The organism is Methanobacteriaceae archaeon (assembly GCA_030656015.1).
Lineage (GTDB): Archaea > Methanobacteriota > Methanobacteria > Methanobacteriales > Methanobacteriaceae > UBA349.
The window spans coordinates 30,731-43,836 of the sequence record JAUSNX010000001.1 but is presented as its reverse complement, the minus strand read 5'-3'; the positions used below and the strand labels follow the sequence as shown (position 1 = coordinate 43,836).

General features: G+C 35.8%; 8 protein-coding genes. 2 read left to right on the top strand and 6 right to left on the bottom strand.

Features of this window, described 5'->3' with window-relative positions:
• Positions 1–361: 361 nt before the first annotated feature.
• The 6 genes from Q7I96_00200 to Q7I96_00175 form a co-directional block, all read right to left on the bottom strand.
• Complete coding sequence (locus tag Q7I96_00200) at positions 362–1,228, bottom strand: type II CAAX endopeptidase family protein (protein MDO9626029.1); 867 nt, start codon at positions 1,226–1,228, stop codon at positions 362–364.
• Positions 1,229–1,451: 223 nt separating this feature from the next.
• Positions 1,452–1,787 (bottom strand): P-II family nitrogen regulator, encoded by a 336-nt coding sequence (locus Q7I96_00195; GenBank protein ID MDO9626028.1) that lies wholly within the window; start codon positions 1,785–1,787, stop codon positions 1,452–1,454.
• Positions 1,784–2,494 (bottom strand): DUF1538 domain-containing protein, encoded by a 711-nt coding sequence (locus Q7I96_00190; protein MDO9626027.1) that lies wholly within the window; start codon positions 2,492–2,494, stop codon positions 1,784–1,786. Before Q7I96_00190 ends, Q7I96_00195 begins: the two co-directional genes overlap by 4 nt.
• A complete protein-coding gene (locus tag Q7I96_00185; protein MDO9626026.1) occupies positions 2,494–3,198 on the bottom strand; it encodes a DUF1538 domain-containing protein in 705 nt (234 codons plus the stop codon). Before Q7I96_00185 ends, Q7I96_00190 begins: the two co-directional genes overlap by 1 nt.
• 394 nt (positions 3,199–3,592) lie before the next feature.
• Positions 3,593–6,295 carry an HAD-IC family P-type ATPase gene (locus tag Q7I96_00180; protein MDO9626025.1) on the bottom strand — a complete coding sequence of 901 codons (2,703 nt, stop codon included), beginning with the start codon at positions 6,293–6,295 and terminating at the stop codon, positions 3,593–3,595.
• A 120-nt stretch (positions 6,296–6,415) separates the two neighbouring features.
• A complete protein-coding gene (locus Q7I96_00175) occupies positions 6,416–7,249 on the bottom strand; it encodes a bile acid:sodium symporter (protein ID MDO9626024.1) in 834 nt (277 codons plus the stop codon).
• Positions 7,250–7,764: 515 nt separating this feature from the next.
• Between Q7I96_00175 and Q7I96_00170 the strand changes: the two genes are divergently transcribed.
• Both Q7I96_00170 and Q7I96_00165 read left to right on the top strand, forming a co-directional pair.
• The gene (locus Q7I96_00170; protein MDO9626023.1) at positions 7,765–10,047 is read left to right on the top strand and encodes a hypothetical protein; all 2,283 of its coding nucleotides are present in this window, start codon (positions 7,765–7,767) and stop codon (positions 10,045–10,047) included.
• A 487-nt stretch (positions 10,048–10,534) separates the two neighbouring features.
• Positions 10,535–12,940: a NosD domain-containing protein gene (locus Q7I96_00165; protein ID MDO9626022.1), complete on the top strand. Its 2,406-nt coding sequence runs from the start codon at positions 10,535–10,537 to the stop codon at positions 12,938–12,940.
• Positions 12,941–13,106 lie beyond the last annotated feature (166 nt).

Genomic DNA, 13,106 nt, shown 5'->3' with positions numbered 1-13,106 from the left:
TTGATTTTCAAAGCATATAAAGTAATGCATGTAGATTTTAATTTTTTGGCCATTTTTTATTTATTTTCTAAAATTTTGCTTATTTCCACGGTATCAATTATTATATTTATTGTTGGGATTTTACGATATTCACTTCTTTTCTTAGTATTCTGGAGATGAGCATAATCAGGATGATACTGAACATGTAAACCACAATGATTATAATCATCACCTCGTATGGCTTTTCAACCACGTAAATTAAAAGGAAATTTATCCTGTTTATTGACACTCTAACCTAAAAAAGTTATAAAAAAATAAGGGCTCAAATTAGCCATCATTTTTTTCGGGTTTTATAGTTTCAATATCTAAGGGGATTAATCACTTATAATTTTTTATTCTTTATCAAAGTTTTCCTACCCCAAATAATAAGAACCACCACCACTGTGGCCAAAATCAATATCATGTAAAAGAGCAGGGCGCTTTGAACTTCAAAAACTGGGAACAGGATAAAGGTAGATAAATTCAAAGAGGTATGGAAAATTAAAACAGCCAAGATACTCCTTCCGGTATTATTGTATATCCAGGTAAATAAGATGGACATCAAACTCATGGTAATAAGAGCTCCTATAAATAAGGATAGGGCCACGCCGTATTGTGGTCCGGCAGCACCAGCACCAAAATTTAGGGGAAAGTGCCAAACCGCCCATATCACTCCCAGGATGATACTGGAAGTTAGTGCGCTGCGGGTTGATTGGAGCCGGTCCAGAGCATACCCCCTCCATCCAAATTCTTCCTGAAGGGGACCTCCTAAAAGTAACAGGTAAAAGAACCAGAAGACGATAAGCCATGGTTCATAAAAAATACTCAATCCCGGCAGGGGATCTCCCAGAAATGAGGCTATGAGTAGTGAAACCCCTGTAATAAATGGCATCAGTAATAAAATAGGTAAAAACCATATTTTATGAAATTTGTAGTCTACTCCTCTTTTTAATAATTTAAAAACGCCATCTTTACCATTATTGCGGTAGGTTAGTAAAAATGCTGCTACAAATGGACCCCAGGCACCTAAATTAAATGGGCCCAAGAAAAAGTCAGCTAAAATGGAGGGAAATGGTATGCCCTGACCAATTAAAATAGGGGGTATCCAGAAAAACCAGGAAAAAATAAAGGTGATTATAAAAAATAAATACAAATTCCGTTTTTCAGACATCTGCACAGGATTATAGGGTTCTGTGTTAGTTGAATTCATGAATATTATTTATTTAATTTAATATTATATAATTATATTCAGGATTGGTGGATAAATATAATTCAAAGTAAGAGGAAAATCTTATTTTTCTATATTTTTTTCTTAAATAACTATTTTTTTAATGGGTGTATTGTTTAATTTGAACGAGAAAAATTTAAAAATACTTTTTAGGATAATCTTATCACAGTTATATATCTTAATTTAAGATTAAATTATTAGGTATCTATTCTTCTAATAAATGACAGATACCAGCTACCCGGGATAAATCCAAAATAAATGCCACTCCTTTTCCAGGAGTTTCCAGTTCACCTTTTTTAACCACAGAATCAAAAACATGATCTACCATAGAATCTTTAATAATAATCATTACTACTTCTTTTTCTGGTTCAATTGGAACACCTAAAAATTTACCATGCTCATGGATACTGGTTCCACGGGCATAATATATGGTCCCGCCTTCTGCACCTGCTTCACGAGCCAATTTCATAATAAAACTTCCACGTCCAGCTTCTACAATAACGTATATTAATTTAAACCCAGAACAAGAATTTGCTATCATTTAGTTTCACTCCTTTTTATTAGAATTCCTAAGCAAAGCATGAATATTATAGGAAACATAGCCACCAGACCCACGGTGCCCAGTCCTAAAAAACCAGAAAATTCACCATTTAAGCCTATGGCCAAACTGGTCATGATAGGTAGCACAAAGGTAACCACCACTGGGCCAGTGGCCACCGCCCCGGAATCAAAGGCAATAGGGATAAAATCCCTGGGACTTACCAGGGCTAAGATTATTATTAGTAAATAACCAGGTATGATTATCAGGGCTAAGGGTAAATTAAAATAAATTCTTAAAACGGAAAATAAAAGGGCAACACCCACCCCTAGAGCAATACTCATAATCATTATATTTTTTTTAATATAACCAGATGATACTTTCTCTACTTCATAGACAAATACATTAACCGCTGGTTCGGCCAGTATGGCAAATATCCCTAAAATAAGAGCGAATATAATAACCCAGTAATAATCTAATGTTGATAAAAAACTACCAATCTGGGTCCCCATGGGTATTAAACTTATTTTTGCCCCGAAAAAGAAAAAGAAAAACCCGATGATGGTCAGGAATATGCCGGAAATAATATCCCCTATATTTTTAGGAATTTTTTTCAATATTAAAACCTGGAATATGAAAAAAAGTATTAAAACCGGGGATATGGCTTCTATAACCTCTAAGAATGCTTCAGCAGCACTCATGATAAGCATTATACTCCTCCCCTAATTAAGCCCCAGATTAGTATGGCCAGTATGGGACCAATAGAACCAATAGCCATTATTCCAAAACCAGATTCCATTCTATCTCTTCCACCCAGAACTGACGCAATACCCACCCCTAAGGCAATTAAAAAAGGCACAGTCATAGGTCCAGTGGTTACAGCCCCCAGATCAAATGCTTTGGATATGAATTCATTATTCACCAATAAGGATAGTATAATGGCCGTAATGTATCCGGGTATTAGAATGTACTGGATAGGGAAATCAATCATGCTCCTTAAAACTGCTAATAAAGTAAATGCACCTAATCCCAGAGAAGCTATGAATATTAATTCCAGTTGAGTGATATTTAATGTGGTTATCTGACCTATTTGAAAAGCAACCAGTCTGACATCTGGCTCAGCAATGGTCAAAGTTAGACCTAATAAAAAAGCAAATAATAATATCAGGAAAAATGCTCTTTTTTCAATAAAAGAAGCACCTAAATTTTCTCCCAGGGGCAATAATCCTTTTTTAGCGCCTTGTATAAAGAAAGTAAATCCTAAAATTGTGAATAATAATCCGATAATAATGGTTATAAAATCACTTAAAGGCATTTTAATAAAAAATATTTGGAAAACCAGGATTAGAATAATAGCTGGTAAAAGGGATTTCAAAGTGGCCTTCAACTCTTTTTTTAAATCTTCAAGATGCATAGATTTCACAGTTCGTATTTTTAATAATATACTATTAGTATTTATTGACTATAAATCTTTTTTTGAATCAATCAACCTGCATGAAAATCTAATTCTAATAATAAAAGTTTTTTAGATAAAATCAGGAATATATACTAATAAAATATGTTAAGATGCCAAGGAAATAGTTCCTCCTGGAATTCATAAATTGGCCCCACATGATAAAATACTCCCCCAGATTATATTTTTTTTTTAATAATATTAAAAGTTGACTAATATGTAATAATTTTATAAAATTTATATGATAAAATAAACTTTAATTAAATAAAAAATAGAAATCATATTAAGTAATTGTATATTAAATTTAAACAAACAATAAAAAAGGGTTTAATGGTCTAAATGGCCGATAAATTTCCTAGACATATTTTTTCTTTTTAGATACCCATTTTTCGATTTCAATTAAGATAAAACCTGGGAGGGCGAATAATACGATTAATGGCCACCAACCTAAAGGTATGGCTGTTGTTCTAAATATGAGTTCCAATGGTTGGAAATATATAATCAGCATAAGGGAAGTTAAAATTGCGGTTATACCCAGTATCAACCATTTATTAGAGAAAGGGCTGAAAGTAAAAGCTGAATCATATATTGATCTGGCAGTGAGGAGGTAAAATACATGGACCAGTATAACTGTGGCAAAAGCTGCACTTTGGGCCTGTTTTATTAGTAATTCATTAAGAGGATTTAGGCCAGGCAGTCCGAATATAAGAAATATGGATAATGCTCCAAAGGCCATGGACAGGGAAACTATACCAACTTTTCTTAAGAATAAATGATTAATTATCTGTTCTTTAGGGTCTCGAGGAGGATATTTAAGTAATCCTAGTTCTTTAGGTTCCTTGATTAATGGTAAAGCCAAAAATAACGAGTCAAAAAGGTTTATCCATAGAATTTGTACCGGTTCTAAGGGTAAGGTCACTAAAAAAAGAGCTATGAATGGGGTTAGTATTACCGAGCTCAAAATTATTAGCCCCTGTCCTCCGTTGGCAGCCAGAGAATAAAGTATAACTTTTCGTATGTTTTCAAAGATGTACCTTCCCTCTTCAATGGCCTTAACAATACTGGCAAAATTATCATCAGCTAAAACCATATCCGATGCTTCTTTACTCACGTCTGTCCCAGTTATTCCCATAGCTATACCTATATCTGCCGCTTTTAAGGCTGGAGCATCATTAACTCCATCTCCAGTTACGGCCACAATTTCTCCCTTTTTTTGTAGCTGGGTGGTTATGGTGTATTTATGTTCCGGGGCCACCCTAGCGTACACTGAAACTTTATCCACAGTCTCGTAAACCTGTTCATTGCTCATTTTTGATAATTCTTTACCAGTAATTATGGTTTTCTCCCCTGAACCAATACCTAAATACTGGCTAATGGCCCTAGCAGTTAAAGAATGGTCACCGGTAATCATAACCGTTCTTATACCAGCACGTCTGGATTTTTGGATAGCATCCATTACTTCCTCTCGAGGAGGATCCATCATTCCCTGCAGTCCTAAAAAAATTAGATCCTCCATATCTTCCTTGTGGATTTGGCTTTGATTAGATGGTACTGATTTATATGCAAAACCCAGTACTCTTAAGGCATCTTTTGCCAGACTATCTGCCTCCAGAGAAATTTTATTGGGTTTTATAGGTTGTATTCCTCCCCGGATGAGCTGTTTTTTGCACATTTTCAATATCTTTTCTGGGGAACCCTTGAAATAGATTATATTCTCATTATTACCTCGATTGAGAGTGGCCATAAACTGGTTTTTTGATTGGAATGGTATTTCATCTAACCTGTCAGATTTTTCCATTATATTGGCCTTGTAGGCCGAAACAATTAATGCACCTTCGGTAGGGTCTCCTATAACTTTATAATTATCGTCCTTAACTAAAGAAGCATTATTGCATATTAAACCAGCCTGAAGGGTTTTAATAAGTTCTTCTCCTTGATTGGATGTCTTAATAACTTTTTCATTTAAGAGAAAGTCTCCCTGTGGTTTATATCCTTTCCCATTAACCTGGTAAGTTATATCTCCACAGTAAACCATTAAAACTGTCATCTGGTTTTTAGTAAGTGTACCGGTTTTATCAGAACATATTACGGTGGTGTGACCCAGGGCTTCAACTGAGGGCAATTTTCTTATGAGCACGTTTCTACGTGCCATTTTTTTTACTCCAAAAGCCAGGGTTATGGTTAGAACCGCAGGTAGTCCCTCAGGAATAACGGCCACGGCCAGTGAAGCAGATGCCATAAATGAATAAATAAACCCATAACCCAACCAGAAAGATAATGCGAAATTCACCAAAGCAATAATCAGAATAATTATCACCAGGATCTCGGTGAATCTCTCTATTTTTTTCATTAAAGGAGTCATTATGTGATGAGTTTCCTTCATGATAGTGGCGATTTTACCCATCTCGGTTTTATCACCGGTAGCCACCACCACTCCCTGTCCTGAACCCTGGGTGATAAAGGTACCACTGAAGGCCACCGATTTTTGATCAGCGGGAGTAAGATCCTCTGTAGTAATATATTTAGAATTTTTAGGCACCGGTAGGGATTCTCCGGTTAAGGAGGCCTCATCAGCATGTAAATTTTTGGAGCGAAAAATACGTAAATCTGCTGGTATTTTGGTTCCACTTTCCAGTAGTACTATATCACCAGGAACCAGTAGCTTGGATGTTATGGTTACTTTTTCCCTATTACGGAGTACCTGGCACTCGGGGACCAGCATTTTCTCCAAAGATTCAATGGAAGATTCTGCTTTTCCTTCCTGGATAAATCCGATAGTGGCATTGGCAATTACCACACCTAAAATAACTGCCACATCTATTAATTCACCCAGTAAAGCAGTCACCATGGCTGCAACAATTAAAACATAAATCAGGGGATTATTAAATTGTTTTAGAAGTCTAAATAAAGGACTGATTTTTTTAAAGGTTATTTCATTGGACCCGTATTTAGCTAGTCTTTTTTGGGCTTCTTTGGAGCTAAGACCTTCTTCACTTGATTTCAAGATTTCAAAGGTTTTCTCCGCAGATAACTGGTACCATTCGGTTTTTATAGACATTAATAATATTTTGTTAAAATAAGATTATATAATTTATTAAATTTTAATAAGTCTTTTATTCAAATTTTTGACCTTATTTTCTTAGTATTTTTAATAAGTCTTTTATTCAAATTTTTGACCTTATTTTCTTAGTACTCTGGAGATGAGAATCATCAGGATGATACTGAACATGTAAACCACAATGATCATGGCCATCACCTCGTACTGATAACTGAAGTTGGCAAGGGCCACCACAAAGGCGGCTGACGAATTTCTAATAGCAGTACCCATACCCAACACGGATCTGGTGCTGGAGGAAGGGCCACCCAATAAATATCCCGTTACAAATGCACCTAATATAAAAATTATGGCTGCCATCAAGGCCCCAGTACCGAATACTGTCAAAAAGTCCTGGTAGTTAAGGCCCAGATAAAGAATTACCACCAGAACTATAAATATGCTGGATAACTGGTTAAAAATAGGTTGAATTCTAGTAGCTATTTTATTATATTTTGATTTTATGGTTGTTCCTATGATTAATGGTAAAAATATCAGGGCTATCAGGGAACTGGCTATAGCTAATGGATTAACAGAAACACCAGGTAATAAAAAGGAAAGCATGAGGGGCAGGTAGACCAAAGTCACCAGGGACAATATGATCATCAGCCCTGTCGCAAAGGCCATATCCGCTTTTATTAGCTGAACTATTTTCAACATGAATGGTGATCCGGCCCCGGCAGCCATTAAAATCAAACCAATGGCCAGGCCCTCGGGTAGGGGGATAAGCTGCAGTATAATGTAAGTTATAATGGGAAGTATTAAAAAATTGGCAGTTAAAGACTTTAATATTAGGCCCTTATCTTTTAATGGTTCTAAAAATTGTTTAGGAAGAAACTTAAGTCCCATGGATAACATGGTGGTCACTATGTAGATTAAAATGCATAAATTGGCCAGTTGCTGTAAGATGACTTCCATGAAATAGCTCCATTATATTAATTATGATTTGATTTCAAATAAAATAAGTTTATGGTAATTAATTAGCACTCTAAATGGAATAATCTATCATAAGCAATTTCATTCTTAATATGAAAATTAATGGGTTTTTAATAAATTTTACTTCACTAATCATGACTTTATTTAAAAAAGATAATTCTAAGCCCCATAGATTTTTTTCCAAGGCTTGGTGCTTGGTATTTTTACATTATAAATCGTTTTATGAGCCATAGTTGTGCTGATTAATGGTAAAAATATGGTAGATTTAGTGGTAATACGACCATAATAGTCAATTTTTAAATAGGAAAGTTTATATTTTTACTTTAATAATATCATTCATGGTGTAATTTACATCATATTGGGGGAAACATAATTAATTTATTTTAAGATATTTTTGCTCCTCTAAATTACTTAATAACTAAGTTTTATTTATTTTTAAACTTAAGTTTATTAAATTTAACTTCATTTAATAGCTGTAAAAGGAGGTGAAAAAGAACGTGACAAGCAAAATAAGTTCATCATTCAAAATAACTAAAGCTTTACTACCAGTGCTGCTATTAACCTTAGCTCTGGGTTTTGCTGTTGGTATTAACGATGTTTCAGCTGCTCCTGGAGATGCTATCTATGTTAATGATACTAGTGGAAACGATGATAATGACGGTTCGGATTGGACCACGGCCAAAAAAACCATCAAAAACGCAACAGGATCTGTTAATGTTAATGGAATAGTAAACATAGCCAACGGACAATACAACGGAACCAGTAACACAGGAATCACTATTGATAAGAATATGACTATTAATGGTGAAAGCCAAACCGGTACTATAATAAATGGAACCGGAATCAACTGGATATTCTTTGTAAACCCTGGAATAAACCTCACACTAAACAACCTAACAATAACCAACGCAACTGGATCAGATGGTGCTGCTATCCTCAATGATGGTGGTAGTGTCTCTGTGACTGATTGTAGTTTCACAAGTAATACCGCAACTAATTATGGTGGTGCTATCCTCAATGATGGTGGTAGTGTCTCTGTGACTGGTAGTAGTTTCACAAGTAACACTGCAGGGTATGGTGGTGCTATCCTCAATCAGGATGGTGATATTTCTGTGACTGATTGTAGTTTCACAAATAACACTGCAAATTCTGGTGGTGCTATCAACAATAATTATGGTGGTAGTGTGTCTGTGACTGATTGTAGTTTCACAAGTAACACAGCAAATTCTGGTGGTGCTATCTACAATGGCATTGGTAGTGTGTCTGTGACTAACAGTAGTTTCACAAGTAACAGTGCCTATTATGGTGGTGCTATCTACAATGGTATTGGTAGTGGTGGTAGTATTGTGACTGTGACTAATAGTAATTTCATAAGTAACACTGCAGAGTATGGTGGTGCTATCTACAATTATTACAGTAGTACTTTCTCTGTGACTGATAGTAGTTTCACGGATAACACTGCAACTAATTATGGTGGTGCTATTAACAATTATGGTAGTGTGTCTGTGACTGATTGTAGTTTCACAAGTAACACTGCCCAGTATTATGGTGGTGCTATCATCAATTATTACAGTAGTACTTTGTCTGTGACTAATAGTAGTTTCACAAGTAACACTGCCCAGTATGGTGGCGCTATCTACAATAATGGCGCTACTTTATCTGTGACTGATAGTACTTTCACAAGTAACACAGCAAATTATGGTGGTGGTGCTATCCTGAATAGTGGTACTTTATCTGTGACTAACAGTAGTTTCACAAGTAACGCTGCAAGTTATGCTGGTGCTATCTACAATTCTGGTACTGTGACCGCGAATTTCAATCGTATTGTGAATAACTCACCTACAGCCATACAAAATGATTTAGGATCTGTTGATGCCAAATATAACTGGTGGGGTTCTAATAATCCCGACTTCACAACTTTAATCGTTGGTAATGTCGACTATAATCCATGGTTATACATGACTCTTCAGACGAACCCAACAAATATTGAACAGGGTGAAACTTCTACTCTAACTGCAAACTTCAACAATGCCTTTGATGGAACTACGATTACTCCATTAAACCCAGATAATGGCCATATACCAGACAAAACACCAGTAACCTTCAACACCGATCTAGGAAGTGTTGGATCTAAAACCATAAACAAAGAAACAACGGATGGAATAGTAACTGCTACTTTAACTGCCGATGAGACTGCGGGAATAGCACACGTTAATGCGGTGACTGATAGTCAAACCGTATATACTAATGTGACTATTAATCCTAAATCTACCCAATCCAGTCTGTACCTGACCATAACACCAAGTAAAACTAATCCAATGGTTGGTGAAACAGTAATCTACACCTTGAAAGTTGGTAACAAAGGACCAGACACTGCAGAAAACGTGGTAATGACCTATGTTGTCCCTGAAGGTTTAGAATTTGCTGGAGCTAATGTGGACAATGGAACCTATACCTACGACACTAAGACCCATACTATAACTTGGACTATTGGTGATGTGCCGGTAGGCGACCCTTACATGTGGTTATCCCTCAAAGTACTAAGCAGTGGAACCTATTTAATCAATCCTCTACTATCAACAAGTACCAACGACCCAACACTAAACACCAATACACAAAGCTTAACTGTAAATGCAGCAGCAACAACAAACAACAACACTAATAACACAGTAAATGCAGCAACTAACACCGTAACTATGCAAGAAACAGGAATACCATTAATAGTGCTAATAATGGCCTTATTTATGGTAATAGGTGGATTAGTAAGTAGTAAAAAATAATTTTACTTTTTTTTTTTTTTTTTTAGTTATTATAGGTTATAAATTAATAAATTATTATTTATACACTAGTGATGCTCGATATTGATGCCTGTCCTTGGTTTTGGATTAATATTATTAATACTCTCAAAGTCATTTTTTTATAGGAAGTTTATATTTTTTATTTTATTTTACTGTAATAATCATGCCTGATTTGATTTAAGCATATAGAATCATCATATCAAATCAGTAATCGATTATCAAAAGGCTATTTAAATATAGAATCATCATAGGGTCCTTTAAATACCAATAATTAAATAGAAAATTATATTTACATTCTCGTTAATTATTACATAGGATGTTTTAACATCTGATTTGGGGGGAACGTGACTAATTTTTATCTTAGTTAGTTTTTCTCCTCTAAATCATTTAATATCTAATTTAAGGCCTAATGGGTCTTGATTTGAGAGATTAAATTCAATTTTATAATCATTTAAAAGGAGGTGAAAACGTGAAAAAACAATTAATAATAATTACACTAATTACTCTGTTTGCTATAATCTCTGCCAGCGCAGTATCGGCTGCGGACACCAATAACACTACTCTACCTGACCCTTTAAATACTCGAACCGAAATCAGTTACATTACTATTCAATCTGCTATCGACGATCCATTAACCCTTGATGGAGACACCATTGATGTGGAACCAGGGACTTACAATGAAAACGTGGTGGTAAACAAGAACCTAACTATTAGAGCCACAGGCCCTAACACCATAGTCAATGGTAGTTTCACCATAACTGCCACTGGAAGCGGTTCTACCATACAGGGATTTACCATTAACAATGCTACAAAAACAAATGTATTCAGTGAGAACTTTGACAGTGTAAGTGCTCCAGTATTACCTTCTGGATGGGCCATGCAAGTAGTAAACTGGCCTTCAGGCAATATGCCCAACTGGGAAACTAATGTGGGTACAAGGCATCCTTCAGGAGTCGCCGCACACAGCGGTTCTAATCTGGCCTACTTTAACTCATGGTCTGTAGCAGATTTTAAATCAGCTCGTTTATACCGTACCACGGGACTCGATTTTAGTGGTTTAAACAGTGCTGAACTTTCCTTCTGGATGTATCATGATGTTGGTTATTTTGGTGCTTCTGACAGAGTTCAATTACAGGTTTCCACTGACGGAGGACTAACCTGGAATAATGTGGGATCTGATATTAACCGTGATGATGGGTCCATTGGCTGGAAACAACACTCCATATCTATCAGTTCTTACACTGGCCAGAATGACGTGCGTATCGGATTTTTAGGCATAAGTGGATTTGGAAATGACTGCCACATCGACGATATAGAAGTAAAAACTGGTGTAACATCAGAAACTAATGGGATCTATGTCAATGGGGCATCTTATGTCACCTTAACAGGAAATACCATTAATGGATTTAATGCCGGGAACGGAATTTATCTAAATTCTGCCAACTACAACACCATTAACCAGAACACCGTCAATAATTGTGTAAATGGAATCTACACCTATGCCTCAAACAACAACATAATCTCAGAAAACACTGTTTCTAACAATGCTAATGTAGGAATTTTTATTACAGAAACCTCCACTGGCAATAATATAATCAACAACATCGCTAAAAACATGAATGGATATGGTATTTATTTAAACAGATTCTGTGATAATAACAACATAGAAGGCAACCATATAACAACCAGCTCTTTGGATGGGATTACCATAGGAGCTTCCACTGGAAACACCATAAAAAAGAATTTCATCGCCTACAACAATAAATACGGGATATGGAGTAACTACTACGGCAACATCATAACCGAAAACACCATTATCAACAATTATAGGGGAATAGGTCTTAACAACTACCTGGAAAACGGCCAAGCCGAAACCATCCTTTTTAACAGGATAGTCAACAACATTGAATACAATTACATTAATCTGCAACCACTCAGCCACGGACTACCAGCTGTATCCTACAATTGGTGGGGAAGTAACTCTCCAGATTCTTCCAAGATATCTGGACTAGGAACATTCGGCCCATGGATATTCATGACCATCAACGCTACCCCGGATACCATTAAAAACGGCCAAACTAGTTTAGTAACAGTTAGTTTCAACAATGCAGCCTTCAGTAGTGACAATATTGTACCACTGGATCCTGCTAATGGACACATACCTGATGGAATGCAAGTGACTTTCAACACTGATTTAGGTAGTATTGGCTCTAAGACCATAGACAAACAAATAGTTAATGGTATTGCTATGGCCACCCTAACTGCTGATGAAACTGCTGGAATAGCCCATTTAAATGCTGTGAGTGATTATCAAACCGTATACACAAATGTGACTATTATTCCAGTTTCCAGTCTTTACCTTAATGTTACTACTGATAAGGCCAACCCGGTGGTTGGTGATACAGTGGTGTACACTCTAAAAGTCGGTAACAAAGGACCAGATACTGCAAAAAACGTGGTAATGACTTATGTAGTCCCTAAAGGTTTGGAATTTCCAGGGGCCAAAGTAGATGTAGGAAGTTACACCTATGATGCGACCACCCGGACGGTGACCTGGACTATTGGTGATGTGCCGGTAGGCGATCCATACATGTGGTTATCCCTCAAAGTTACAAGTGCAGGAAGCTATCTCATAAACCCCCTACTATCAACCAGTACCTACGACCCAACACTAAACAGTAATACACAAAGTTTAACTTTCAATGCTGCAGCAACACCAAACAACAATAATAACACTAACAACAACACTAACACTAATAACACAGTAAATGCCGCAACTAACACCGTAACCATGCAAGAAACAGGAATGCCATTAGTAGCTCTACTACTAGCTATCCTAATGATAGCCGGTGGAATAATTGGAACCAAAAAATAAAACAACCCTTCCCTTTTTACTTTTTTTTTAATATAATATGACATCAAGGCTATTTTTTTTAGAAAATAAAAAGAATAAAAATCTATATTAATATTAGTTCTAAAGATTAGTTCTAATTCAAGGCCTTTAAAATAACTTTTTTTAATAAATAAATATATTTCATTCA